We start from the raw sequence: 23,995 nt of genomic DNA on the forward strand, positions 1-23,995 counted from the left end.
TGATTCAGTTTATGTCGATCCGTTTTCTCCTGAATGCGGCCGTGACTGCCGGCGTCCTCGCGCTGGCCGGTTGCGCCGCCCCGGCCGGCCACGTGGCCGATCCGAACGCGCAAGTCGGCGCTTACCGCGACACCATCGACCTGACCGGTCACCTGTCCGTCAACTACATGCGGGATGGGAAAGTGGAGCCGCTGACCGGCAAGTTCGAATGGAGCCAGAAGCCCGGCCTCGTCGACGTGGCACTGCTCAATCCGCTGGGCCAGACGGTGGCCGAGATCAGCGTCACGCCGCAGGCCGCCACGCTCAACCAGGGCAACAAGCCGCCGCGCACCGCCGCCGACATCGACAGCTTGACCGCCCAGGCGCTCGGCTTTCCGCTGCCGGTGAGCGGCCTGCGCGACTGGATGCAGGGCTACGCCACCGATGCGGCGGGCAAGCGTTTCGTCGCCTCGCCGGTCAGGAACAGCGTGGTGACCAAGGACGGCTGGCGCCTCAAATTCGCGACCTGGCAAGACCAGGCGGCCGGCGCTACTGCCGCGCCAATGCCGCAGCGCATCGATATCGCACGCGGCTCCGCCGCCAACGGCGACGCGCTCGACATCCACGTGATCCTCGATCCGGCGGGCTGAGATGGCGCTGACTTCCCTGCATGATTGCCCGGCGCCGGCCAAGCTCAACCTGTTCCTGCACGTCACCGGCCGCCGCCCCGACGGCTACCACTTGCTGCAATCGGTGTTCACCCTGATCGACCGCAGCGATACCTTGCACTTCGACTTGCGCGCCGACGCGCAGATCGTGCGCAGCAACGACGTGCCCGGCGTACCCGCCGAACAAGACCTGATCGTGCGCGCCTTGCGCGCGTTGCAGCTTGAATACGAAAAGCGCCACGGCCGTGTGCCGCCCGGCATCGAGGTCGCCGTCGAGAAGCGCTTGCCGATGGGCGGCGGCCTGGGCGGCGGCTCGTCCGATGCGGCCACCGCGCTGATGGCGGCCAATCACCTTTGGCAAGCCGGCCTGACCGACGCCGAACTGATGGCGATCGGCCTGCCGCTGGGGGCCGACATCCCGTTCTTCCTGTTCGGCGAAACCGCTTTCGCCGAGGGCGTGGGCGAGGCCTTGCAAGCCATTCCCGGTCCGGATTGCTGGTACGTGGTGATCGAGCCGGGCGTCGCGGTGCCAACCGCTGCAATTTTTACTGCGCCAGATTTGACAAGGAACACAAAACCCATCACAATAGCTGACTTCCTAGGGAGACAAACCGATTCTAGCGATTTGGTTGGCTTCGGGAAAAATGATTTGCAGGACGTGGCAATTCGCCTGTTTACGCCGGTAGCAGAGGCGGTCGAATGGTTGAGTGGCTACGGAGCAGCCAGGATGACTGGTTCAGGAGCGTGCGTGTTTTGTGCGTTTTCCAGCGAGCAGGAAGCGGAGCGGGTGCTGCAGCAGGCGCCGGCGAAGTGGAAAGCGTGGAAAGCCAGATCGCTGACACGTCATCCGATGAAAATCGCTCTTGCAAATCAACGAGTTGTAGAATAAAATTCTGCCTGTCGACGCAGCGACGAAATACAAATCGATGCGTAGATGAGTAGTACAAGTTTCAGCGTAGGGGAATCGCCAAGCTGGTTAAGGCACCGGATTTTGATTCCGGCATACCAAGGTTCGAATCCTTGTTCCCCTGCCAAAGTTTTATTGCCTGGACTGTCGATGACTCGTGCTCCAGCAGGCAACCGAAATGGAGCCGCCTCGAGCGGCCCATTTTTTTTGTAGCTCAGCCGTTGATTTTATTGCACTGCGCTTATTGCACTGCGCTTCGTGAATTCCGGCTTTCAAAAGTTTTTTCATTACTCTTCTGGGACTCCCCATGGCTTACGAAAACCTGATGGTTTTTACCGGCAATGCCAATCCGGCGCTAGCAGAAGGGGTCGCAAAAAGCCTCGGTCTTTCCCTCGGCAAGGCCGTGGTGTCGAAGTTCTCCGACGGCGAAGTCATGGTCGAAATCAACGAGAACGTTCGTGGCAAGGATGTCTTCGTCCTGCAATCGACCTGCGCTCCCACCAATGACTCTCTGATGGAAATCATGCTGATGGTCGACGCTCTCAAGCGCGCATCGGCAGGCCGCATCACCGCGGCGATTCCCTATTTCGGCTATGCCCGCCAGGACCGCCGTCCGCGCTCGGCGCGCGTCGCGATCTCGGCCAAGGTCGTCGCCAACATGCTGGAAGAAGCCGGCGTCGAGCGCGTCCTGATCATGGACTTGCACGCCGACCAGATCCAGGGCTTCTTCGATATCCCGGTCGACAACATCTACGCTTCGCCGCTGCTGCTGGGCGACCTGCAGCGCAAGAACTACGACGACCTGCTGGTCGTGTCGCCGGACGTCGGCGGCGTGGTGCGCGCGCGCGCGCTGGCCAAGCGCCTCGGCTGCGACCTGGCGATCATCGACAAGCGCCGCCCGAAGGCGAACGTGTCGGAAGTCATGAACATCATCGGTGAAGTCGAAGGCCGCAACTGCGTGATCATGGACGACATGGTCGACACCGCCGGCACGCTGACCAAGGCCGCCGAAGTCCTGAAAGAGCGCGGCGCCAAGAAAGTCGTGGCGTACTGCACGCACCCGGTGCTGTCGGGCCCGGCGATCGACCGCATCACCAACTCGCCGCTGGACGAACTGGTCGTGACCGATACCATCCCGCTGAGCCCGGCTGGCCAGGCTTGCGGCAAGATCCGCCAGCTGACTTGCGCACCGCTGCTGGCCGAAACCTTCAAGCGTATCGTGAAGGGCGATTCGGTCATCTCGCTGTTCGTCGACTGAGCTCGCAAACGTTTCAATTGCGGCGCGCCCGGCTGAAACAGCCGGCGCGCCGTTGACGTATCAAGATGTGCAGCATTCTTGAGCGCGCAAGCGCTCTTTCTTTGATGTCCCTGGTCGCGGGGACATCGCAACCGGGCCGCCGGGCCAGCCAGGAGCTGGCATTCGGGGTCCATTTATTTGGAGTAACACCATGAAAGTCGTCGCATTCAACCGCGAACTGCAGGGGACCGGAGCGAGCCGCCGCCTGCGTAACGCCGGCCAGACCCCGGGCATCATCTACGGTGGCGCCGCCGCCCCGCAACTGATCGCCGTGGACGGTAACGCCCTCTGGCACGCGCTCAAGAAAGAAGCATTCCACGGTTCCGTGCTGGACCTGGAAATCGAAGGCCAGACCCAGCAAGTCCTGCTGCGTGACTTCCAGATGCACGCATACAAGCAGCTGGTCCTGCACGTCGACTTCCAGCGCGTCGATGCAGCGCAAAAGATCACCACCAAGGTCGCTCTGCACTTCGTCAACGCCGACGTGTCGCCGGCAGTCAAGCTGGGCGGCGCCATCGTGTCGCACGTGCTGAACGAGCTGGAAGTGTCGTGCCTGCCGGGCCAACTGCCGGAATTCATCACCGTCGACCTGTCGACGCTGGAAGCCGGTGCATCGGTCCACGTGTCGCAGCTGACCCTGCCGGAAGGCGTGACCGTGGTCGCTCACGGCAAGGACCAGACCGTCGCCACCTCGTCGGTGCCGCGCGGCGCCGCATCGACCGACGCTGCCGAGTAATCAGCGCGTCCTGCCGCCCATGCGCTGGGCGGCAATCACGAAAACCCGTCGCGACGCGAGTCCGGCGGGTTTTTTGTTGGGCGCGTTTTACACGCCAGGTATTGGACGTGTTTACGCGCTAAGTCTTGAACACGTTTTACGCGCTAAGTGTTGAACGCGTTTTACGCGATAATTCTCTTTTTCCCCACTTCCACAGTCTCATGTCCATCCGCCTGATCGTCGGCCTCGGCAACCCCGGCCCGGAATACGAACAAACCCGCCACAATGCCGGCTTCTGGCTGGTCGATAACCTGGCCAACACGCTGCCGGGCTGCCGCCTGCAGCGCGAGTCCCGCTTCAACGCGATGGTGGCCAAGACCTCGATCGGCGGGCGCGATGTCTGGCTGCTCGAGCCGCTGACCTACATGAACCGCTCCGGCCAATCGGTCGGCGGACTGGCGAAATTCTTCAAGGTCGCACCCGACGAGATCCTGGTCGTGCACGACGAGCTCGACCTGCCGCCGGGCGCCGCCAAGCTCAAGAAAGGTGGCTCGTCCGGCGGACACAACGGCTTGAAGGACATTACCGCCGCCCTCGGCACCCAGGACTACTGGCGCCTGCGCCTGGGCATCGGCCACCCGCGCACGCTGAACCTGCAGCAGGGCGTCGCCGATTTCGTCCTGCACCGCCCGCGCCGCGAGGAGCAGGCCCTGATCGAAGAGGCGATCGACAAGGCGCTGCGCGTCATCCCGACCGTGGTCGAAGGCAAAATGGACCAGGCCACCATGGTGCTGCACAGCGCTTGAGAACTGGCCAGAAGTTTCCCAAAAGTATCGTACGTACAACAAAATGACAAAATCATTTATTGTTCTTTATCAATAAAGATTTCTGTGAAATAATTATCACTGAATTCAATCAGTGAAACCGTCATTTTGACCGTGCCGCCGGCTGTGGCGTTGCCCGTCATACTCAAATTTGGGAAATTATATGCGCTTTAAATCTGCGTTACTTGCGATCGCCACCGTGGCGTCGCTCTCGGCCATCGGCAGCGGCAATGCAACCGAACTGATCACCAACGGTAACTTCGACGGCAGCAACTACGGCCAGATCGGCTGGAACGGCAATACGCTGCAGGGCTGGAACACCACCGGCTACAACTTCCTGTTCAATACCTCGAACGACGAAGTCTACGGCACGAACGGCGCCAACGGCGCCGTGCGCCTGTGGGGCTGGAATAACGGCGGCCTGAACAACCTCGTCGCTAGCCCGACCGGCGGCAACTACGTCGCGGCTGATGGCGCCTACGGCGTCGCACCGCTGACCCAGACGATCAATGGCCTGACGGTTGGCCAGCAGTACAACCTGACCTTCTATTGGGCCGGCGCACAGCAGTACGGCTACGACGGCATCACCACCGATCGTTGGAAAGTAACGCTCGGCAACGAAACCTATTCGACCGCCATCAAGACCGATGCCAGCCACGGCTTTACCGGCTGGACCCAGGAATTGATGACCTTCACCGCGACCGGCACCAGCGAGCTGCTGAGCTTCCTGGCGATCGGTACCCCGAGCGGCGAGCCGCCGTTCTCGCTGCTCGACGGCGTGTCGATGAACCAGGTGGTGCAGCCGACGCCGGCCCCGACGACGAAGGTCCCGGAGCCGGGCACGCTGGCCATGATCGGCCTGGGCCTGGGCCTGCTGAGCTTCGGCGTACGCCGCCGCAAGTCGAAGCAGAAGTAATTCCGTAGCCGCTTCAACGACTGCCGGGCTCGTGCCCGGCATCGTCGTTTGTTCTACCCCTCGTTCCTGACGGATGCAGCGATGCTGGCCCATTTACCTCCTTTCGCAATGAACGTCGTGCGCCTGTGCGTCTGGCTGGGCTTGCTGTCGCTGGTGCTGGCGCCGCTCGAGCGCTGGCTGGCGCTGCGCCAGGTCCAGCCGAGCCGGCGCCGCCTGGCGGCCGACGTCGGCCTGTACTTCTTGAACAGCATCCTGCCCATCGCCGTCCTGAGCCTGCTGTTCGGCGCCGCCGCGGCTACCCTGCAAGTCATCCTGCCCGAGGCGCTGCGCGCCGCGATCGGCGCGCTGCCGTTCGGCGTCAAGGTCGTGCTGGCGTTCCTGGTTTCCGAAACCGGGTTTTATTGGGGCCATCGCCTCAGCCACCAGATGCCCTGGCTGTGGCGCTTCCACGCCGTGCACCATGCGCCCGAGGACCTGTACTTCCTGATCAATACCCATGCGCACCCGGTCGACATGATCGTCACCCGGCTGTTCGGCATGACGCCCTTGTATGTGCTGGGGCTGGCGGGCGCCGGCACCGCCGGCAGCGCCGTCCCGGCGGTGGTCATCGTGCTGGGCACGGCCTGGGGCTTCTTCATCCACTCGAACGTACGCGTGCGTCTCGGCTTGCTCGAGCAGGTCGTCGCGACACCGTTCTTCCACCACTGGCATCACACCAGCCTGGCGCCGCTGGACCGCAACTTCGCGGCGACGCTGCCGATCCTGGACCGCGTGTTCGGCACCCTGCACATGCCGTCGGAATGGCCGCGCGCCTATGGGCTGGCCGACGCCGGTGCGGCGCACGAGCTGCCGGCTGATTCCGTTTCCGAGACCACGGCGCAAGCGCCGCTGCCGGCGCCATAAGCCAGGCGCACGCGAGGCATCGCCTTTCAGATCAGGCCGCGCGCCAGCGCCTTGAGCGTGGCCGCCGGGCGCGAATTCGAACCGAGTTTTTCGAAGATGACGTCGACGTGGCTGCGCACCGCCGCCGGCGTCATCTTCAGCGCGCGCGCGGTGTCGCGGCTCGTCTCGCCCAGGCTGACGTGGCGCAGCACTTCGGCTTCGCGCGCCGACAGCAGGCCCTCTCGCGCTGGTGCGCCCGCCAGCGCACCAGCGGTTGCACCTGCGCGCGTACGCGAGGGTGAAGCCTGCGCCGCCGCGATCACCGCGGCCACTGCCTGGCGATCGAAGCGGCCGGCCGCCGCCTGCGCCGTCAGCAGGGCGGCGGCAGCCGCTTCGCCATGCGGCGGACGCCACGGCCGCGCCGAGCACAGCGCCGTGAACACCACCGCCACCGCCAGCACGCTCTCCTGCATCCCGAGCGCCGCGCCGCGCGCCTTGCGAAAGTAACCGCTGCCGTCCAGCCGTTCGTAGGCATACGACGCCAGCGTCGCTTCCAGCTGGATCGCCGGCACCTGGCTGGCCGCGCGCGCAGTCCAGAACGGCGCCTGGTGCGCCTTGTCCCAGTCGGCGGCATCGAGCTTGCCGGGACGGTCCCACACCGCGTTCGGCACCGCCACCCGGCCCAGGCCGTGCAGCAGAGCCGCGCGCACCATCGGCTTTTCTTCCAGCGCCAGCATGCCGGCCAGGTTCGCGCTGTGCCGGGTCAGCTCGGCCACCCGGCGCGAAAAGCCGGCCAGCCAGGGCAGCTTGAGTTCGATGACGTCGGCCAGCAGCGCCATCGGCACGCGCCGGTCGTGGCCGGCGTAGTCGGCGGCGCAGGTCGGCTCTTCGAGCGCGTCGAGCCAGGCCTGCGCATGCGGCGCCAGGCGCTCGACCAGCAAGGCCGGGTATTTCACGCCGGCGCGCTCGCCGATCAGGCGCAACGCGCCCTCGGTGCCGTGCGCCGGCGCCAGTACCTCGAGGTCGCCGGCCAGGCGCACGTAGAATACTGAACGCGGGATGCCGGGCGCGAACAGCGGGTCCTGCATGTCGCTATGCTGATGGGTGCCGAACAGGTGGCGCAGGCTTTCCTCGACGTCCTCGGACAGCCCGAGCAGCGCGGCGATGTCGCCGGCGACCTCGCATTGCATCTGCGCCAGCGGCAGCACGTTGTGCAGGCTGAGGTTGCTGGCGCCGGGCAGGGTGCGCGTGACCATCGCCAGGCGTCCGCCGACGTCGTCGCCGAGCAGCTGGGCGAAGCCGCCTGCGGTGGCCGTGCTGCCCGACCAGCGCAGCAAGGCCACCAGCCGGGTGCTGGTGCAGGCTTGCGCGCCATCGCCGTTTTCCTCGGCGAGGCGGGCGGCCAGGCGCGCCGTGCGCATCGAGTGGTCGATCGGCAGGCCCATGCTGAGGTCGCCGACCACGGCCAGCACCTGCACGGCATCTTCGACGCTGATGGTTTCTAGGGATTGCATGGTCATAATGTAACGGCCAAGCAGAGAGTGAACAAGGAGCACGATATGAAGAACCGCATCCGCCGCTACCGGGAGAGCGACCGCAAGGCCGTGATCGCCGCGTTCCGGACCAATGTACCGGACCATTTCCCGGCGTCCGAAGAAGCCTGGCTGCGCTCGGCGCTGGATGAACCGGACGGTCCAATGTTCGTGGTGATCGAGGGCGAGGGCAAGCACAAGGCGCTGGTCGGCTTCGGCGGCTACGAGATCTCCGCGTTTTACAACCTCGCCACGCTGGTGTTCGGCCTGGTGCGCGCCGACCGCCACGGCAGCGGCATCGGCCGCATGCTCTTGCAGTACCGCCTGCTGCACATGGCCGGGCGCAAGCTGCGGCCGCGCTATGTGACGGTCGATACGCATCCACACACGGCCGGCTTTTTTCAGCGCTGCGGTTTTACGGAGATGGCGCGCTGGCCAGGCGGCTACCGCTCCGGGCGCGACCGGGTCGACTTGCGCTTCGAGCTGAGCGACGCCGCCCTCGATGACGTGCGCGCGGCGCTCGAGCGCGATGGCATCCGGCTGCCGCACAGGGCGCCGCGCATCCAGGTCACTGCGAAGGCTGGCGTGCAAGCGTGATGCGGCTTCGCAGGTCGCGCTCGATGCGCGCCAGCGCCGGCTGCATCCGCTTGATCTCGAGTGCGCCGCAGAGCGGGCGGCCGCTGCGGAAGGTCAGGCGGCGCCGGATCAGCACCGTGTTGCCTTGCCGCTCGTAGGCCGCGTGATAAAACACGCCGCCTTGCACCACGCTGAGCGGCGCCGGCAGCTCGGCGATGCGCACGTCGGGCGGCAGGCGCACGCGCAGCTGGTCTTCGGCATCGATCGCGGCGCAGGCGGCGCGGCCGCTCGAACCGGACAGGCCTCCACGCGGCAAGCCAGCCACGGCTTCGCCGATCGTGCCCAGGTGGCCGTAACTGGTCGGCAGCGCCGTCGACAAGGCGTGCGCATCGGGCAGGGCGAGCCGTTGCGCAGCGGTGCCGGACAGCGCGATGCGGTAGTCGCCGCCGCCGTCGAGCGAACCCGAGTTCAAACTGGCATGGCCGAACTGGCGGGCCTCCGGCAGCAGGTAGCCCGCCAGCTGCGCATGCGCGGCCGGAGGGGCATGCCGCACCAGCGCGCGCGCCGCCATGCGCGCAGGCTCGGCGGCAGCGCCGGCGTAGGTGCGCTCGAGCCGGACGCTGGCGCGGCCGTCGCGCCGTACGTCGACGACGGCGGCGCTGCGCACGCTTTGCGGCTGCGCCATCGGCGTCATCGCGAAGCCGCCGCTCGCCAGCAGCAGCGCCGGCTTGCCCAGCAGCGCAGGCGGCAGATAGCCGGCCCCAGCCTCGGGCGCATGCGGGGCGAGGTAGAGACCGAGGGCGGGCAGGTAGACGATCGCGTCGTCGAAGGCGGCCAGCGTGGGCGGGTCCGGCACGCCGTCGTCCGGAGCGTGCCCGACCAGCGCCGGGGTCGCGTCGATGCCGGCGGCCGCCAGCAGCGCCTGCAGCAGCAGGGCGGATTCAAGACTATCGGCCTGGCCGCTCTCGAGCACGGCCGCCGCCGGACGCGGCGCCGCGCCACCGGGCGCTATCTGCGTATCGAGTGGCTGGATATGCTGGCGCACCCAGTCCGCCAGCGCCAGCGCGCGCGTGCGCGGGTCGGCGTACCCGGCCGTGAGCCGGCGCGCGAGCGCAGTCAGCGCCGGTGTCGGCGCGGCCTTGCCGGCCACGCGCTGGCGCAGGGCGGCGGCCAGGTCGGGGTAGTCGGCGCGCGCATGTGCATGCGCCTGCGCGGCGCCGGCCTCGCGCGCAGGCGCATGCACATGCGCGCACGCGAGGAGGGCGGCAAGCAGGAGCGGCAGCAGTCGCAGCAGCGCCGTCAATGGCGCAGGGAAAGGGCAATAAGGCATCAAGGCTCCGCAACAGGTCTGGGCATGAACCGGACCATGGTACGGGGCCGCTTGCGCCAAGGCTTGTGGCGGCGCAAGCGTGCTGGAGGCTCGGTTCAGGCCGATGCGATGGCCGCACCGGTCAGGCGCTCCCAATTTGCGCTGGCAAACCCGGCCCGTGCATCGCCTTCCAGGCCGCACGCGTCGAGGAAGCGGCGCGCCGTGCCGCCCGGTTTGTACTGGTAGGGATAGTCCGTCGAGAACAACAGCCGCTCCGGCCTCACGACTTCCAGGGCCCGCTGCAGATAATGCGGCATGAACATGCCGCTCGAGGTCACGTACAGGTTGCGCTTGAAATAGGAGGTGATGGGCTGCTGCAGCTTCGCGAACCGGTCCATCGCCGCCAGGCGCTCGGCGAAGAACAGCACCATTTCGCCCCAGTGGCCGAGGATCACCTGCAGGTCCGGATGGCGGTCGAAGGTGCCGGCGAGGACGAGGCGTACGAATTGCACCCCGGCGTCGTAGTGCCACCCCATGCCGAAGTTGGCGAAGGCTAAGTCGAGCTCCGGATTGAAGCCGGAATAATAAGCCTTGCTCACCGCGTCGTCCGGTGTGCGCGGATGCAGCAGGATCGGCACGTGCAGCTCGGCCGCGGCGGCGAAGATGCAGGCCAGGTCGGGGTGGTCGAGATTACGCGTGCCCACCCGGCCGCACAGCATCGTGCCCTTGAAGCCCAGGGTCTTGACGCAGCGCTCCAGTTCTTGCGCCGCTGCCTCGGGCGCCGCCACCGGCAGCGTGGCGAAGGCCTGGAAACGCGTCGGATGGCGGGCCACGGCTTCGGCAACGGCATCGTTGACGCGGCGGGCCAGGTCGACGCTGTCCGGTCCCAGTTCGTGCAGGGCCGGGGTCGTCAGCGACAGCACCTGCACGTCCAGCCCGGTCTCGTCCATCAGGGCGATACGCCGATCGCCCATGTCCATCAGCCGCTGCGCCATCGGCCCCAGGTCATAGGCAGCCATGGGGTTGGAAGCGTCCAGGCCCAGCGCGCGCCAGGCGGCGCCGACGTCGGGTGTCAGGTAGTGTTCCTCGATACCGATCAGTTTCATATCAATTCCTCGCGTCAGGGGTTTGTAGGGTGTGGCGACTATATCGGCGCCTGCATGGGGGCGGAAGGCGCTTGCCATGCAAGGTGTCTTTGCACGGCGTGGATGGTTCAGCGGGGTGCGGACGAGGTACCATGCCTGACATGGATTTGAATCTGCTTTTGGCACTGGATGCGCTGCTCGCCCACGGCAGCATCACGCGCGCCGCCGGCATTCTGGGCCTGAGCCCGTCGGCGATGAGCCGGACCTTGACCCGCTTGCGCGACGCGACCGGCGATCCGCTGCTGGTGCGCGCCGGCCGCGACATGGTGTTGACGCCGCACGCCGAAACGCTGCGCACGCGCACGCGCGCCGCCGTCCTCGAAGCGCAGGCGCTGCTGGCGCCGGCGCCGCATGCGCTCGACCTGGCGGCGCTGCGCCGCACCTTTCGCATCCGCGCCAACGAGGCCTTCGTGGAGGCGTTCGGTGCGACCCTGATTGCTGCGGTGGCGGCGCAGGCGCCGCTCATGCGGCTGCATTTTTCCGGCAAGCCCGACAGGAAGCCGGCTTACCTGCGTGACGGCGACGCCGACCTCGAGGTCGGTGTCGTCGAGAACATGGGGCCCGAAGTGCGTGTGCGCGCCTTGTTCCGCGATCGCTACGTCGGCGTGGTGCGCGCCGGTCACCCGCTGGCGACGGGTGGCGCCGTCACGGCAGCGCGCTACGCCGCCTTTTCGCATGTGGCGACGCCGCACGGCGAGCGCATCGTCCAGGCGCTCGATGCCTCGCTGGTCGAGCAGGGCCTGCGGCGCAGCGTGGCCGCCGTCGTGCCGGTGTTTTCGGCGGCGCTGGCGGTGGCCCTGGCCTCGGACCTGGTCGCGCTATTGCCGGCATCGTTCATGTTGGCGCAGCACCGCCCGGCCGCGGCGCCGGCCGCGGCGCATCCTCACGCATTCGAATTGCCGGTGCCGCTGGACGGGTTTTCGATTTCACTGATGTGGCATCCACGGGCCGAGGCCGATCCGGCACACCGCTGGCTGCGTGAACTGATCGTGGCGGCGTGCCGGGAACGCATGCCGCTGTGAGGCGACCGCCTGTGTTTGCCGGCCAGCCCGTGAAGCGTATGGCATAGGCCGATATAATGGCGGAACCGGCTTTGGCCGCGTCCTCATGGCGTCAAGTCATCACCTGGAAATACGCAAAATCATGGAATGGATCCCGATCGTCTTCGTTGTATTCAAGGTGCTCGTGCTCGGCACGGGCATGTTCTTCGCCGTGAAGTGGCATTACGATCAAGGGAAGAAGGGCCGCAAGACCGAGAACGAGAGGCGCGCGGTGCTGCGCGCCGGCGGCAAGGCGGCCGCGCTGTTCGTGCTCTCGCTCGCGGTCGTGGGGCTCGCCACCTTCGCCCTCGTCAAGGTACTCGGCATGTAAGCGCCGTTCTTATTCGTAGCGCAAGGCCTCGATCGGGTCGAGCCGCGCCGCCTGGCTGGCCGGCACCACGCCGAACACCACTCCCACCGTACCCGAAAACAGCACCGACAAGGCCACCGCCCACCACGGCACCACCGCCGGCGGGAAATCGGGAATCATCGCCGCGATCATCGCGCCCAGGCCGTAGCCGATCGCCAGGCCGAGCAGGCCGCCCAGCAGCGACAGCGTCACCGCCTCGATCAGGAACTGCAGCAGGATGTCGCGGCTGCGCGCGCCGATCGCCTTGCAGATGCCGATCTCGCGCGTCCGCTCCTTCACCGACACCAGCATGATGTTCATGATGCCGATGCCACCCACCAGCAGCGCGATGCCGACAACGCCGCCCATCACCAGCGTCACCGTGCTGCTGAGCTTATCGAAGGTCTTGGCGATCTGGTCGGCCGATTCGAGCTCGAAGTCGTCGGTTTCAGCGCCCTTCAGGCGGTGCGCCTGGTGCATCACCATGCGGATGTGGCCGCGCGCCTCGTCGATGCGGCCGAGGTCGCGCACCGCCATCGTGATCGACAGTTGCGGCCGCGTGTTGTTGCCGATGATGCTTTGGCCGGTCTTGAACGGGATGATCATGTAGCTGTCCTGCGACATGCCGAAGATCTCGCCGCGTTTTTCCATCACGCCGATCACCTTGAACCACTCGTTGGCGTACAGGATGAACTGGCCGACCGGGTTGGCCGGCAGGTGCAGGTCCTCGATCAGCTTTTCGCCGATGACCGCCACGCGGCGCGCGCCGGCGTCGTCCGAATCGCTGACGAAGCGGCCCAGGCGCGCGTAGCGCTGGTTGACGTCCTGGTAGCTGCTGGAGGCCGCGAACACCTGTGCGGTGGCCGACAGGCCGGTGAAGCGCACCTCGGAAAAGCCGGGCGTGAACACCGGGCTGAGCTCGCGGATCTCGTCGACGCGCGCGCGCAGCTGCTCGACGTCCTCGAAGCGCAGGTAGTTGACCTTGCCGCGCATGACGTCCTTGAACTCGTTGTGCGGCCGCACCGTCAGGCCATTGCCGCCCAGGCCCTCGAACTGGTCGCTGACGCTTTTCGACAGGCCCTGGATCAGGGAGATGACCGTGATCACCGAAGCCACGCCGATCACGATGCCCAGCGACGTCAGGAAACTGCGCAGCCGGTGCGCGCGGATCGAGGCCAGCGCCGAGCGCACGCTTTCGAGCAGCAGGTTCATGGCGCGCGCTCCGGACGCGGCGCCTGCACGCGTTCGTCGGATACGACCTTGCCGTCGCGCAGGCGCACGATGCGCTGGCACTGCTCGGCGATCTCGGGCTCGTGGGTCACCATGACGACGGTCTGCCCCTCGGCATGCACTTCGCGGATCAGGTCCATGATCTCCAGGCTGGTGGCCGAGTCGAGGTTGCCGGTCGGTTCGTCGGCGAGCAGGATCGACGGCTTGCCGACCAGCGCGCGCGCGATCGCCACACGCTGCCGCTGGCCGCCCGACAGTTCGTTCGGCCGGTGGTGCAAGCGCGTGCCCAGGCCGACGCGCTGCAGCGCGCGTTCGGCCAGCGCCAGGCGCTCGCGCAGCGGCACGCCGCGGTAGATCAGCGGCTGGGCCACGTTGTCGAGCGCACTGGCGCGCGGCAGCAGGTGAAAGCTCTGGAAGATGAAGCCGATCTCCTGGTTGCGCACGTGAGCCAGGTCGTCGCCCGACATGGCCGCTACTGCGCGCCCGTTGAGCCAGTACTCGCCGCCGCTGGGCCGGTCGAGGCAGCCGACGATGTTCATCATGGTCGACTTGCCCGAGCCCGACGCGCCGATGAAGGCGACCATCTCGTTGCGCCCGATCTGCAGGTCGATCCCCTGCAGCGCGTGCACGGTCTGGTCGCCCATGCGGTACTGGCGCGTGATGTTCTGCAGCTTGATCAACGCGCGGCTCCGCCGGCGTCGGCGACCTTGGACGCCGGCGCGGCCGCCGGTTCGGCCTTCTTCGCGCTCACCACGTCGCCGTCGTGCAGCTCGCGCAGCAGGCGCGCCGGACCGACCGCGATGGTCTGGCCGACCGCGATGCCCTTGGTGACTTCCTGGTTGGCGTCGTCCGACTGGCCGAGCTCCACCGGCGTCTTCTTCGCCTTCCCGTCCTGCACCACGAACACGTAGCTGGCGTTCTTCATGTGGTCGCGGGCAGAGGCGACTTCCTCGTTCATCACCGCCTGGATCGGCACCGCCGGGCGCGCGGCGTTCGAGCCGACCACGATCTCGACGCGGCAGGTCATGCCCGAGCGCAGCGCCAGTTTCGGGTCATCCAGGCGCAGCTTGACCACGTAGCTGCGGCCCTGGGCGCCGGCGACGCCGGGCAGGGCGGTCTTGGGCGCCATCGCCACGCTCTCGACCTTGCCGACGAGCGGCTGGTCGGGATACGCCGCCGGGAACACCTTGGCCTGCTGGCCGACCGTCACGCGCGCGATGTCGGCCTCGTCGACGTTGACCTCGGCCATGATCGAGCCGACGTCGGCGATCGTCATCAAGGACGAGCCGGCGATGCCGGTGGCGCTGGCGACCGCCGTCTCGCCGATCTTGATCGGCACCGCGGTCACCGTGCCGTCGATCGGCGCGCGCACCTCGGTCTTGGCCAGGTGCTCGCGCGACTGCGACAGCAGCGCGTTGGCCTGCTCCAGCGTCCCGCGGCTGGCGCTCAGGTCGACCTTGGCCAGGTCGACCTGGTGCACCGCGTCGTCATAGCTCGAGATGTTGATGAACTTGTCCTTGACCAGCTTGGCGCTGCGGTCCAGGTTGCGCTCCTGGTTGGCCAGGTTGATCTGGGCGCGCTGGATGGCGATCGCGGCGTTTTTCCGGCTGGCGTCCTGCTGCGCGACCTCGGCCACGTACACGGTCGGGTCGAGTTTCAGCAGGATCTGGCCGCGCTTGACGCTGTCGCCTTCCTTGACCAGCACCTCCGACACCTTGCCGATCACCTCGGCCGACAGCTGCACTTCCTGGCGGAACACCAGGTTGCCGGTGGCCAGGATCGACGGGTGGATCTCGAGCTTCTGGACGGTCGCCAGCTCGGCCTCGTGCTTCGGCTTGCCGGCGCCGAACTTGACCGCCACCGGCACGGCCAGGAAGGCGGCCACGACGGCCGCGACAATCAGCTTTTTACGCATGCGTTCGATTCGATTGATTTAGCCGAGCAGGGCGATCTTGGCGGCCCACAGGCCGTACACGATCAGGTAGGGCAGCACGGCGAGGAAGGCGCAGGTGCCAATCGGACGGCCGGTCCAGGCTTTCAGTCCGAGCGTGGCCAGCGCCAGGCTCCAGAACATGGTCAGGTCGATGCTGCCGACCAGGCCGGCCCAATGATTGGTCTGCGGCAGGTGGAACAGCAGGTAGTTCAGCGACGTCATGTTCAAGTCTTCCGGCGCCAGCTGGCCGTGCGAGGTCACGATCTGCAGCGCCGTCAGCGGAATGGTCAGCAGGCGCGGCACGCTGGTCCAGACCGCGAAGCCGAACCATTTGCCGAAGGTGATATCGCTGCCGATCGCCTTGCCGGCGATGAGGTAGTACAGCGCAGCCAGGGCCGACATCAGCAAGGTGCCGACCACGACGCCGAGGCTGGACGTGATCAGCATCGTCCGGGGCGTCATGAATTTCGCCATCGCCGCGCGCATCTCGGGCTTGGGGTTGGGCTGGCTGGCCAGCATGTGCTGCAGCAGCCAGTCGAAGTCGAGGGTCATGATCCACCAGCCCATCACCGCGAGGCTAAGCACGACCGACACCAGCAGCGGCAGCCAGGCGCTGGTCTTGCTCTTGAGGCGGCCGAAGGTCGGCGTGGGGTCCAGGATGACGTTACCGATATCGAAAAACGCTTGCGCAGCCATGGTCGCTCCAGTGAGTAAAGACAGCCGAGTGTAGGTTATTTCAATACCCATAATACTCACCCATTGTCACAATGCAATCTATCTTGGCAAGCGTCGCTTTGCCGCAACGGCGCCGGCCTTGCTGCGATAATGCGCCCATGAGTGCTCTGACTTTCCACGCCGGGCCGCTGGCCCTGGCTCACATCCGCGCGCATGGATTGCGCGCCCGCGACATCGGCATCGTGCCCGCCGCCGCGGGCGGTCCCAAGGGCCTGGTCTTCCGCGCGCTCGACCAGTGGGTGTTCGGCGACTGGTTTCCGAAGTCGCCGCGCGAGCGCACGCTGATCGGTTCGTCGATCGGCGCCTGGCGCATGGCCGCGGCCTGCCAGCGCGACCCGGTCAAGGCGTTCGCGCGCCTGGGCGAGCTGTACAGCGGCCAGCGCTACACCAGCAAGAAGCCGGCCCAGCAGGAAATCGACGAGGTCGTGCGGGGACTGCTGGCCGAATTCGTGCGCGGCCACGAGGACGACATCGTCGACCACCCGCAGCATCGCCTGCATGTGCTCACCGTGCGCGGCAAGCGCGCGCTCGAAGCCCCAGGCGGCCCGCGCGCCGAACTGCGCGGCTTTGCGCAAGCGGCACTGCACAACTTCGCCTCGCGTGACCGGCTGGCGCGGATGGTGGACCGCGTCGTGATCGGCGACCGCCGCGCCGATGCGCGCTGGCTGCGCGAGCGCTTCGACGGTTTTCACACCCATTTTTCGCCGCTCACGCGCGACAACCTGGCCGCCAGCCTGCTGGCCTCGGGCACGCTGCCGATGCTGATGAAGCCGGTGCGCGACATCGCCGGCGCGCCGCCCGGGCATTACTGGGACGGCGGCATCATCGACTACAACCTGGCGCTGCCGTATGCACGGGCGCACGATGCGCCGCTGCACGATGCGCACGCGGGCGAGGCCGCCGAGCTGGTGCTGTATCCGCACTTTTCCGAGCACATCGTGCCCGGCTGGCTCGACAAGGCGATGCCGTGGCGGCGCGCCGCGCGCGGACCGAACCGCGCCTGGCTGGACAACGTGCTGATCGTCGCGCCCAGCCGTGAGTTCCTGTCCAAAATGCCGCGCGGGAAGATCATCGACCGCAGCGACTTCCAGTTTTATGGCCTGGACCACGACGCCCGCATCCGCGCCTGGAACGCCGCGATGGAGGAGGGCGAGCGGCTGCGCGACGCGTTCGCGGCCTTCGTGCACAAGCCGGATCTGTCGTTGATTCGTCCTCTTTGAGCGACGATTCTCGGTCAGCGACGGCAAGCCGGGGTACAAGGGATGTAGAATACAAGGTTTCGTAATTCGACCTGAAAGCTTCCCATGAGTCTCAAATGCGGCATCGTCGGCCTGCCCAACGTTGGCAAGTCCACCCTGTTCAACGCCCTGACCAAGGCCGGCATCCCGGCTGAAAACTACCCGTTCTGCACCATCGAGCCGAACGTCGGCGTGGTCGAGGTGCCGGATCCGCGCATCGACCAGCTGGCCGAGATCGTCAAGCCGGAGCGCGTCGTCAAGGCCATCGTCGAGTTCGTCGACATCGCTGGCCTGGTGGCCGGCGCCTCGAAAGGCGAGGGCCTGGGCAACCAGTTCCTGTCGCACATCCGCGAAACCGACGCCATCGTCAACGTGGTGCGCTGCTTCGAAGACCCGAACGTGATCCACGTCGCTGGTAAGGTCAGCCCGATCGACGACATCGTCGTGATCCAGACCGAGCTGGCGCTGGCCGACCTGAGCACCGTCGAAAAGGCGCTGCACCGCGAGCAGAAGAAGTCGCGCGCCGGCGACAAGGATGCGATCAAGCTGGTCGCGCTGCTGGAAAAAGTGCTGCCGCACCTGAACGAAGGCCTGCCGGTGCGCACCATGGGCCTGGACGACGAGCAGCTGGCGCTGCTGTACCCGCTGCAGCTGATCACCGCCAAGCGCGCGATGTACGTCGCCAACGTGTCGGAAAGCGGTTTCACCAACAACCCGCTGCTGGACCAGCTGACCGAATTCGCCAAGGGCCAGAACGCGCCGATCGTCGCCATCTCGGCCGCGATCGAAGCCGAAATCGCCGACCTGGACGACGCCGACAAGCAGGAATTCCTGGCCGACATGGGCATGGAAGAGCCGGGCCTGGACCGCCTGATCCGCGCCGCCTTCAAGCTGCTCGGCCTGCAGACCTATTTCACCGCCGGCGTCAAGGAAGTGCGCGCCTGGACCGTGCCGATCGGCGCCACCGCCCCCCAGGCGGCCGGCGTGATCCACACCGACTTCGAACGCGGCTTCATCCGCGCCCAGACCATTTCGTTCGACGACTACATCGCCTACAAGGGCGAGGCGGGCGCGAAGGAAGCGGGCAAGATGCGCGCCGAGGGCAAGGAATACATCGTCAAGGATGGGGATGTGTTGAACTTCCTGTTCAACGTCTAAGCGCTCCATAAAACAAAGCCCCGGCCGCCTTCCAGCGCCGGGGCTTTGTCACATCTGCCGCAAGCCTAGCGCCGCGGATTTACCACGGCCCGATGACCGGCGCATGACTTCGGTCGTCGCGCCAGTATTATTTTTTTGTAATGAAGATGAAACACGCGTCGCCTACTCTCCCGGTCATTCCCGCGCCACAGAACGCGGCCCATGACCCAGCCACTGGAGAGATGACGCATGAACCCGAGCTCGACCCCGAATACCGACCTGTCCCGCCGCCGCCTGCTGCGCATGATGGGTGCGACCCCGATGCTGCCGCTGGGCGCCGGTGGCGTGGCCGCACTGCTGTCCGCCTGCGGCGGCGATGACCACGACACGGCGCCGGTGAGCAGCACCCCGGCGCCGGCCGTGACGCTGGCAAGCGTGTCGTTCGGATCGATGAATGCGCCCGCGCTGGCCGATGCCGCGGCGATGGCCAGGACCACGGTCGGCTCGACCATGACGGTCAGCTTCAGCGACGCCAGCAAGCTCGATTTCAAGCTGTCCTACCAGCCTTTCTTCATCACCGGCGACATGGTCCCGAACGGCAGCGGCGGCACCGTCCTGGCCGGCGGCTACTACGACATCAACAACAAGCCGATCATCGACGCCAGCGTCGCCGGCAAGGAGCGCCAGTTCTTTTCCGATTCGCCGGACGGCACCTCGCTCTTGAGCGTGCCGAACGCCAAGGTCGCCGGCGTGAAAGGCAACACCGTGTTCGCCGTCGTGCAGTTCGAATACACCACGCTGGCCCAGGATGGCGCGACCAGCATGTACGGCCGCCTGCCGTCGCCGATCGCCGTGCTGACGCTGGACCAGGACACCACCACCGGCAAGCTCACGCTGGTCAAGTACCACAACGTCGACACCTCGGGCGTGAACGGCCTGTGGATCACCTGCGGCGCCAGCCTGTCGCCGTGGGGCACCCACCTGTCGAGCGAGGAGTACGAGCCGAACGCCTTCACCGCCGCCACCGACGCCCAGTTCAGGGGCTTCAGCACCAGCCTATACGGCGACGCGACGAAAGCCAATCCGTACAACTACGGCCACCTGCCGGAAGTGACCGTCAACCCCGACGGCACCGCCAGCATCAAGAAGCACTACTGCATGGGCCGCATCTCGCACGAGCTGGTGCAGGTGATGGGCGACAACCGCACCGTGCTGATGGGCGACGACGCCACCAACAGCGGCTACTTCGTGTTCGTGGCCGACAAGGAGAAGGACCTGTCGAGCGGCACGCTGTACGTGGCCAAGGTCGGCGCCGGCTTCTCGCTCGACCCGGCCGCCGCCGCCGCGCCGCTCACCTGGATCAAGCTGGGCTCCGCCACCAGCGACGAGATCCGCTCGCTGGCCGCCTCGATCAAGGCGCCCGACATCATGGACGTCAAGACCAGCGACCCGGCCGACGCGAGCTATACCAAAGTCGCCGCCAACGGCCGTATCGAATGGCTCAGGCTCAAGCCTGGCATGGAAAAGGCCGCCGCTTTCCTCGAAACCCACCGCTATGCCGCCCTGATGGGCGCCTCGATGGGCTTCACCAAGATGGAGGGCACGACCGTCAACCTGAAGGACAAGATCGCCTACTCGGCCCTGCAGAACTGCCAGAGCTCGATGGTGGCCGGTAACGCCTTGAACGTGCCGGGCAACGGCATCTCGATCCCGAAGGCGCTGGATGCGGGCGCGGTCATGATGCTGAACCTGAAGGGCGGCCAGAAGGACATCGCCGGCAACGCGATCAACAGCGAGTGGATGCCGGCCGACACCAAGGCGCTGCTGGTGGGCGAGGACATCGCCGCCGACGCGCTGGGCAATACCGCCAACCCGAACAAGGTCGGCAACCCGGACAACCTGAAGTTCTCGGAAAAGATGCGCACCCTGTTCATCGGCGAGGACAGCAGCCAGCACGTCAACAACTTCCTGTGGGCCTACAACGTCGACACCAAGCAGCTCTCGCGCGTGCTGTCGGTGCCGGCCGGCGGCGAATCGACCGGCCTGCACGCGGTCGACGACATCAACGGCTGGACCTACATCATGAGCAACTTCCAGCACGCCGGCGACTGGGGCGGCATCCACGCCGGGGTCAAGGCGACGCTGGAACCGCTGATCCGCGCCAACTACAAGGACAAGTTCGGCGCCGCGGTCGGCTACGTGACCGCGGAGCTGGCGCAGTTCAAGCTGGCCAAGGCCTGAGTCGCCGCCGGCGACGAGCGCGACGGCTTCGTCAAGATCGACGGCGAAGCTTAGCGGGCGGGTGGGTACAGCGCGCGCTGGTCGCTACACGGCCGGCATCGCAATAAGCTGGAACAGGTTCTTAAAAAGCCCTGTCGTCATTTTGGCGCCGGGGCTTTTTACCGTCCGCTTTTATTTCGGTATTCGGGACCAGGAAACAAGACATGATGTCTGCGGCTTTGGCTTGGTAGCCGCTGGACTTGTCCGCCAGCTGGCTGGCTTTCTGCATAACGGGCAAGCAATATGTCAGCTTCTTCGCGTAAGCGGGATCGCCGACGTTATATAAGCTTGCGATGCTGTTTGTGTTGGCGGAAGCCCACCTCGCGATGACTTTTTGAATCGACGCTTTTCGATACCGGAGGGATTGCCCGGGACGTAAAACGAGCGCGCCGGTGCTGCACTTCCTTATCGTCCCTACGGTAGTGCCATTTGATTTTGCGATCTTTTCGAGTGTGTCCCCAGCCTTCACCAGGACATCGTAGGTCTTGTTACCCTGCTCATCCTGGACAGTTGTAAAGCTGTAGGACGCATGACGCATGAGAAGACAGGCAATGCCGGCACTGATGTTCATCTGCGGCGACATCTTCACGGTTCCGATGGTCAGCCTGTTTCGGAGTTCGGGCGGGATGATGAGTTCGCCCCCCTCACGCCCAGAAAACAATGCGGAAAGTCCGGGATCGCCTGGATTGCCGATCTGGATAGGATTGTCGCGCCAAGCCCTGCTGTTCGGGCCGCCGGATTCAGTCCAGACCATTGCCTTGATGAGCCGCCAATCAAGCGCCCTGTAGCCGGCAGTACGCGATAGATGCTTGTTGAATTGATTGACGGCGCGTTGGATATCGCAATCGTAGCCATGCCACCGCGCGTCGCTCATTGCTCCATCAATGGTTTCTTGCCAAAGTTCATAGCCACTTGTTGCACGTGACGGTGTTTCCTTCGCCTGCCCCTTGGTCTGTCTTGCCTCCAGTCGAATGAAAAGGCCGGTCGCCATTGTGCTCGGCGAACAATCAGACAAGTTGGCCTTTCGCAAGAATCGAAGGCAGAGCGGCCTGGGGTTAGAACAGCGCTGCGAACTCCTGCGCCGCATTCCGCGTATCCTGCGCCAGATACACGCTGCTGATCGCCGCCACCATATCCGCCCCCAGCGCGACCAGCGGCTTGCTGTTGGCCGCCGTCATCCCGCCGATCACCACCACCGGCACTTGCAACTCCGCCTTGGCGCGCGCGACGATATCGGGACGGGTGGTGACTTCGTACTTCTTGACCAGCGACGGATAGAAGCCGCCGAAGGCGACGTAGCTGGCGCCGTTTGCCTCGGCGGTGCGCGCCAATTCGAAATCGCCGTAGCACGAGGCGCCGACGATTTTCGATCCGCCGAGCGCCGCGCGCACCGTGGCGACCGCGGCGTCGGTGCCGCCGACGTGCACGCCGTCGGCGTCGATCGCCATGCACAGGTCGACGTGGTCGTTGATGACCAGCGGGCAGTCGTGCTCGCGGCACAGCCGCAGCAGGGCCTGCGCCTGTTCCTGGCGCAGCGCCGGCGAGGCGTCTTTGTGGCGGTACTGCAGCAGCGCGAAGCCGGCCCGCATCGCCTGGCGCGTCACGTCCAGCAGACGGTCGGTGTCATCCCAGTTGGGCGTGACCAGGTACAAGCCGCGCAGATTCGCTCGCAGATTCGCTTGCATATTCGGTCCTTTCGTTCAGAGGTGAGTGCGGTGCGGGATGAGCTGGCCCGGCGCGATCGCATACGCGTCGGCCAGCGCCTGGTTGCAGTAGCGCTGGCCGTTTTCCAGCGCCTGTTCCATCGTGTCGCCCAGCGCCAGCCGGGCGGCGATGCTGGAGGCCAGCGTGCAGCCGCTGCCGTGGAACTCGCCGGGCAGGCGCGGCCAGCGCCATTCGCGCGCGCCGGCCGCGCCGGTCCAGCGGTTGACGACCACGGCGCCCTCGCCGTGGCCGCCGGTGATCAGGAGGTGCGGGCAACGCGCGGCGCTGGCCGCGATCGCCTGCGCTACCGGCGCCACATCCGTCTCCAGCGCCGGCAGCAGGCCGAGCGCCCGTGCTTCCGGCAGGTTCGGCAGCAGCAGCGTGGCATGCGCGAGCAGCGGCGCCAGGCTGTCCAGGGCGCTGCCTCGTGCAAGGGCGTCGCCGCGGCCGCTGCCCAGCACCGGGTCGAGCACCACCGCCAGATCGGGCTGGAGCGCGCGCAGCTGCGCCACGACCGCGGCGATGGCCTCGGCATTGGCGCGGTTGCCCGGGATGCCGAGCTTGACCGCGCGGATCGGCATCCGTTCGAGCAGCACGGCCGCCTGGCGCGACAGCAGCGCGCTGTCGACCGGGACGATGCCGTGCACGCGCTCGTTGTCCTGCACGGTCAGCGCGGTGACGATCGGCAGCGCGTGCGCGCCGTTGGCGCCGATCGCTTCGATGTCGGCCTGGATGCCGGCCCCGCCGGACGGGTCCAGGCCGGCGAACACCAGCACGCACAGACGCATCCGCGCCGGCGTCATACCCGCCCGGCCATCGGCGAGGAAGGCGAGGCGGCGAAGCGGCGCGCCATCCGGCCCGCCAGGAAGGCTTCGCGTCCGGCCTGCACCGCCAGGCGCATCGCGCGCGCCATGCGCACGGGGTCGCGCGCGTGCGCGATGGCGCTGTTCATCAGCACGCCGTCGCAGCCGAGTTCCATCGCGATCGCCGCGTCCGACGCGGTGCCGACGCCCGCGTCGACCAGCACCGGCACCTTGGCCTGCTCGATGATCAAGGACAGGTTCCACGGGTTGAGGATGCCCATGCCGGAACCGATCAGCGAGGCCAGCGGCATCACCGCGACACAGCCGATATCCTCCAGCATCCTGGCCTGGATCGGGTCGTCGCTGCAGTAGACCATCACGTCGAAGCCGTCGCGCACCAGTTCCTCGGCCGCCTTCAGGGTTTCGGGCATGTTGGGGAACAGCGTCTTCTCGTCGCCCAGCACTTCCAGCTTGACCAGCTTGTGGCCGTCGAGCAGTTCGCGCGCCAGCTGTAGCGTGTAGACCGCGTCGTTCGCGTTGTAGCAGCCGGCGGTGTTGGGCAGGATGGTGTAGCGCGAGGGCGGCACCGCGTCGAGCAGATTGGGCGCGTTCGGGTCCTGGCCGATGTTCACGCGGCGGATCGCCACCGTGATGATCTCCGCTTCGGCCGCTTCGGTCGCTGCGCGGGTCTGCTCGAGGTCGCGGTATTTGCCGCTGCCGACCAGCAGGCGCGAGCGATATTCCTTGCCGGCGATGACCAGGGGACGGTCTTCGCCAACGATGTCGTCAACCATGC

Annotated in this window: 24 protein-coding genes and 1 tRNA gene; 14 read left to right on the top strand and 11 right to left on the bottom strand. The window is 66.4% G+C overall.

All coding sequences use genetic code 11. From position 1 onward, the window contains the following. The first annotated feature begins 11 nt into the window (after positions 1–11). The 8 genes from FA90_RS21000 (at position 12) to FA90_RS21035 (ending at position 6,209) form a co-directional block, all read left to right on the top strand. Entirely contained in the window at positions 12–629 is a 618-nt protein-coding gene (locus FA90_RS21000) for an outer membrane lipoprotein LolB (protein WP_036172286.1), read from the top strand. 1 nt (position 630) lies between these two features. Continuing rightward, positions 631–1,536, top strand: coding sequence for a 4-(cytidine 5'-diphospho)-2-C-methyl-D-erythritol kinase (gene ispE, locus FA90_RS21005; protein WP_036172288.1), 906 nt, complete (start codon positions 631–633; stop codon positions 1,534–1,536). Between the two features lie 68 nt (positions 1,537–1,604). Continuing rightward, positions 1,605–1,681, top strand: a tRNA-Gln gene (locus FA90_RS21010). A gap of 180 nt (positions 1,682–1,861) precedes the next feature. After that, positions 1,862–2,812: a ribose-phosphate pyrophosphokinase gene (locus FA90_RS21015; protein ID WP_036172290.1), complete on the top strand. Its 951-nt coding sequence runs from the start codon at positions 1,862–1,864 to the stop codon at positions 2,810–2,812. A 190-nt stretch (positions 2,813–3,002) separates the two neighbouring features. Beyond that, the gene (locus FA90_RS21020; RefSeq protein WP_036172291.1) at positions 3,003–3,587 is read left to right on the top strand and encodes a 50S ribosomal protein L25/general stress protein Ctc; all 585 of its coding nucleotides are present in this window, start codon (positions 3,003–3,005) and stop codon (positions 3,585–3,587) included. A gap of 200 nt (positions 3,588–3,787) precedes the next feature. After that, positions 3,788–4,372: an aminoacyl-tRNA hydrolase gene (gene pth, locus FA90_RS21025; RefSeq protein ID WP_036172293.1), complete on the top strand. Its 585-nt coding sequence runs from the start codon at positions 3,788–3,790 to the stop codon at positions 4,370–4,372. Between the two features lie 181 nt (positions 4,373–4,553). Then, positions 4,554–5,306, top strand: a complete 753-nt coding sequence (locus tag FA90_RS21030; RefSeq protein WP_036172295.1) for a PEP-CTERM sorting domain-containing protein — start codon at positions 4,554–4,556, stop codon at positions 5,304–5,306. 81 nt (positions 5,307–5,387) lie between these two features. Continuing rightward, the gene (locus tag FA90_RS21035; RefSeq protein WP_051972237.1) at positions 5,388–6,209 is read left to right on the top strand and encodes a sterol desaturase family protein; all 822 of its coding nucleotides are present in this window, start codon (positions 5,388–5,390) and stop codon (positions 6,207–6,209) included. 26 nt (positions 6,210–6,235) lie between these two features. Here FA90_RS21035 and FA90_RS21040 read toward each other — a convergent pair whose 3' ends face one another. Continuing rightward, complete coding sequence (locus FA90_RS21040) at positions 6,236–7,702, bottom strand: HD domain-containing phosphohydrolase (protein ID WP_036176602.1); 1,467 nt, start codon at positions 7,700–7,702, stop codon at positions 6,236–6,238. Positions 7,703–7,747: 45 nt separating this feature from the next. Between FA90_RS21040 and FA90_RS21045 the strand changes: the two genes are divergently transcribed. Next, complete coding sequence (locus FA90_RS21045; protein ID WP_051971972.1) at positions 7,748–8,317, top strand: GNAT family N-acetyltransferase; 570 nt, start codon at positions 7,748–7,750, stop codon at positions 8,315–8,317. On the opposite strand, the gene FA90_RS21050 is transcribed toward FA90_RS21045, so the two are convergent. Together FA90_RS21050 and FA90_RS21055 are read right to left on the bottom strand one after the other, a co-directional pair. Continuing rightward, entirely contained in the window at positions 8,289–9,626 is a 1,338-nt protein-coding gene (locus tag FA90_RS21050) for a transglutaminase domain-containing protein (RefSeq protein ID WP_081933967.1), read from the bottom strand. The two genes, FA90_RS21045 and FA90_RS21050, sit on opposite strands and share 29 nt — an antisense overlap. Before the next feature lie 95 nt (positions 9,627–9,721). Continuing rightward, positions 9,722–10,711 carry an amidohydrolase family protein gene (locus FA90_RS21055; RefSeq protein WP_036172296.1) on the bottom strand — a complete coding sequence of 330 codons (990 nt, stop codon included), beginning with the start codon at positions 10,709–10,711 and terminating at the stop codon, positions 9,722–9,724. 131 nt (positions 10,712–10,842) lie between these two features. Between FA90_RS21055 and FA90_RS21060 the strand changes: the two genes are divergently transcribed. Further along, positions 10,843–11,772 carry a LysR family transcriptional regulator gene (locus FA90_RS21060; RefSeq protein WP_036172298.1) on the top strand — a complete coding sequence of 310 codons (930 nt, stop codon included), beginning with the start codon at positions 10,843–10,845 and terminating at the stop codon, positions 11,770–11,772. 121 nt (positions 11,773–11,893) lie between these two features. Then, a complete protein-coding gene (locus tag FA90_RS21065) occupies positions 11,894–12,121 on the top strand; it encodes a hypothetical protein (RefSeq protein WP_036172300.1) in 228 nt (75 codons plus the stop codon). Positions 12,122–12,130: 9 nt separating this feature from the next. Here FA90_RS21065 and FA90_RS21070 read toward each other — a convergent pair whose 3' ends face one another. From FA90_RS21070 to FA90_RS21085, 4 genes are read right to left on the bottom strand one after another with little or no spacing between them, the layout of a single operon-like run. Continuing rightward, the gene (locus tag FA90_RS21070; RefSeq protein WP_036172302.1) at positions 12,131–13,351 is read right to left on the bottom strand and encodes an ABC transporter permease; all 1,221 of its coding nucleotides are present in this window, start codon (positions 13,349–13,351) and stop codon (positions 12,131–12,133) included. Next, positions 13,348–14,049, bottom strand: a complete 702-nt coding sequence (locus FA90_RS21075; RefSeq protein WP_036172304.1) for an ABC transporter ATP-binding protein — start codon at positions 14,047–14,049, stop codon at positions 13,348–13,350. Before FA90_RS21075 ends, FA90_RS21070 begins: the two co-directional genes overlap by 4 nt. Then, positions 14,046–15,284, bottom strand: coding sequence for an efflux RND transporter periplasmic adaptor subunit (locus FA90_RS21080; protein WP_036172306.1), 1,239 nt, complete (start codon positions 15,282–15,284; stop codon positions 14,046–14,048). Before FA90_RS21080 ends, FA90_RS21075 begins: the two co-directional genes overlap by 4 nt. An 18-nt stretch (positions 15,285–15,302) precedes the next feature. Further along, on the bottom strand, positions 15,303–15,998 hold the full coding sequence (locus FA90_RS21085; protein WP_036172308.1) for a YIP1 family protein: 696 nt from the start codon (positions 15,996–15,998) through the stop codon (positions 15,303–15,305). Between the two features lie 137 nt (positions 15,999–16,135). On the opposite strand from FA90_RS21085, the gene FA90_RS21090 reads away from it, so the two are divergent. The 3 genes from FA90_RS21090 to FA90_RS21100 all read left to right on the top strand — a co-directional run bounded on the left by FA90_RS21090 (position 16,136) and on the right by FA90_RS21100 (position 20,653). After that, complete coding sequence (locus FA90_RS21090) at positions 16,136–17,257, top strand: patatin-like phospholipase family protein (protein WP_036172310.1); 1,122 nt, start codon at positions 16,136–16,138, stop codon at positions 17,255–17,257. A gap of 84 nt (positions 17,258–17,341) precedes the next feature. After that, positions 17,342–18,433: a redox-regulated ATPase YchF gene (gene ychF / locus FA90_RS21095; protein ID WP_036172312.1), complete on the top strand. Its 1,092-nt coding sequence runs from the start codon at positions 17,342–17,344 to the stop codon at positions 18,431–18,433. Positions 18,434–18,661: 228 nt separating this feature from the next. Then, complete coding sequence (locus FA90_RS21100) at positions 18,662–20,653, top strand: PhoX family phosphatase (protein ID WP_036172314.1); 1,992 nt, start codon at positions 18,662–18,664, stop codon at positions 20,651–20,653. A 121-nt stretch (positions 20,654–20,774) separates the two neighbouring features. Here FA90_RS21100 and FA90_RS21105 read toward each other — a convergent pair whose 3' ends face one another. The 4 genes from FA90_RS21105 to FA90_RS21120 all read right to left on the bottom strand — a co-directional run bounded on the left by FA90_RS21105 (position 20,775) and on the right by FA90_RS21120 (position 23,993). Next, the gene (locus tag FA90_RS21105; RefSeq protein ID WP_081933969.1) at positions 20,775–21,683 is read right to left on the bottom strand and encodes a LysM domain-containing protein; all 909 of its coding nucleotides are present in this window, start codon (positions 21,681–21,683) and stop codon (positions 20,775–20,777) included. A 64-nt stretch (positions 21,684–21,747) separates the two neighbouring features. After that, positions 21,748–22,377, bottom strand: a complete 630-nt coding sequence (thiE, locus tag FA90_RS21110) for a thiamine phosphate synthase (RefSeq protein WP_036172316.1) — start codon at positions 22,375–22,377, stop codon at positions 21,748–21,750. A gap of 15 nt (positions 22,378–22,392) precedes the next feature. Beyond that, positions 22,393–23,199 (bottom strand): hydroxymethylpyrimidine/phosphomethylpyrimidine kinase, encoded by an 807-nt coding sequence (locus FA90_RS21115; protein WP_036172318.1) that lies wholly within the window; start codon positions 23,197–23,199, stop codon positions 22,393–22,395. Continuing rightward, on the bottom strand, positions 23,196–23,993 hold the full coding sequence (locus FA90_RS21120) for a thiazole synthase (protein ID WP_036176624.1): 798 nt from the start codon (positions 23,991–23,993) through the stop codon (positions 23,196–23,198). The genes FA90_RS21115 and FA90_RS21120 overlap by 4 nt, the downstream gene beginning before the upstream one ends. Positions 23,994–23,995 lie beyond the last annotated feature (2 nt).

The organism is Massilia sp. 9096 (assembly GCF_000745265.1).
Classification (GTDB): Bacteria; Pseudomonadota; Gammaproteobacteria; order Burkholderiales; family Burkholderiaceae_D; genus Telluria.

Coding starts and splice junctions, on each gene's coding strand:
- FA90_RS21115 (WP_036172318.1), bottom strand. CDS start 23,199: ATGACGCCGGCGCGGATGCGTCTGTGCGTGCTGGTGTTCGCCGGCCTG.
- thiE (WP_036172316.1), bottom strand. CDS start 22,377: ATGCAAGCGAATCTGCGAGCGAATCTGCGCGGCTTGTACCTGGTCACG.
- FA90_RS21000 (WP_036172286.1), top strand. CDS start 12: ATGTCGATCCGTTTTCTCCTGAATGCGGCCGTGACTGCCGGCGTCCTC.
- FA90_RS21045 (WP_051971972.1), top strand. CDS start 7,748: ATGAAGAACCGCATCCGCCGCTACCGGGAGAGCGACCGCAAGGCCGTG.
- FA90_RS21030 (WP_036172295.1), top strand. CDS start 4,554: ATGCGCTTTAAATCTGCGTTACTTGCGATCGCCACCGTGGCGTCGCTC.
- FA90_RS21085 (WP_036172308.1), bottom strand. CDS start 15,998: ATGGCTGCGCAAGCGTTTTTCGATATCGGTAACGTCATCCTGGACCCC.
- FA90_RS21050 (WP_081933967.1), bottom strand. CDS start 9,626: ATGCCTTATTGCCCTTTCCCTGCGCCATTGACGGCGCTGCTGCGACTG.
- FA90_RS21015 (WP_036172290.1), top strand. CDS start 1,862: ATGGCTTACGAAAACCTGATGGTTTTTACCGGCAATGCCAATCCGGCG.
- FA90_RS21035 (WP_051972237.1), top strand. CDS start 5,388: ATGCTGGCCCATTTACCTCCTTTCGCAATGAACGTCGTGCGCCTGTGC.
- FA90_RS21120 (WP_036176624.1), bottom strand. CDS start 23,993: ATGGTTGACGACATCGTTGGCGAAGACCGTCCCCTGGTCATCGCCGGC.
- FA90_RS21040 (WP_036176602.1), bottom strand. CDS start 7,702: ATGCAATCCCTAGAAACCATCAGCGTCGAAGATGCCGTGCAGGTGCTG.
- ychF (WP_036172312.1), top strand. CDS start 17,342: ATGAGTCTCAAATGCGGCATCGTCGGCCTGCCCAACGTTGGCAAGTCC.
- FA90_RS21065 (WP_036172300.1), top strand. CDS start 11,894: ATGGAATGGATCCCGATCGTCTTCGTTGTATTCAAGGTGCTCGTGCTC.
- FA90_RS21020 (WP_036172291.1), top strand. CDS start 3,003: ATGAAAGTCGTCGCATTCAACCGCGAACTGCAGGGGACCGGAGCGAGC.
- FA90_RS21090 (WP_036172310.1), top strand. CDS start 16,136: ATGAGTGCTCTGACTTTCCACGCCGGGCCGCTGGCCCTGGCTCACATC.
- pth (WP_036172293.1), top strand. CDS start 3,788: ATGTCCATCCGCCTGATCGTCGGCCTCGGCAACCCCGGCCCGGAATAC.
- FA90_RS21100 (WP_036172314.1), top strand. CDS start 18,662: ATGAACCCGAGCTCGACCCCGAATACCGACCTGTCCCGCCGCCGCCTG.
- FA90_RS21080 (WP_036172306.1), bottom strand. CDS start 15,284: ATGCGTAAAAAGCTGATTGTCGCGGCCGTCGTGGCCGCCTTCCTGGCC.
- FA90_RS21105 (WP_081933969.1), bottom strand. CDS start 21,683: ATGGCGACCGGCCTTTTCATTCGACTGGAGGCAAGACAGACCAAGGGG.
- FA90_RS21060 (WP_036172298.1), top strand. CDS start 10,843: ATGCCTGACATGGATTTGAATCTGCTTTTGGCACTGGATGCGCTGCTC.
- FA90_RS21055 (WP_036172296.1), bottom strand. CDS start 10,711: ATGAAACTGATCGGTATCGAGGAACACTACCTGACACCCGACGTCGGC.
- ispE (WP_036172288.1), top strand. CDS start 631: ATGGCGCTGACTTCCCTGCATGATTGCCCGGCGCCGGCCAAGCTCAAC.
- FA90_RS21070 (WP_036172302.1), bottom strand. CDS start 13,351: ATGAACCTGCTGCTCGAAAGCGTGCGCTCGGCGCTGGCCTCGATCCGC.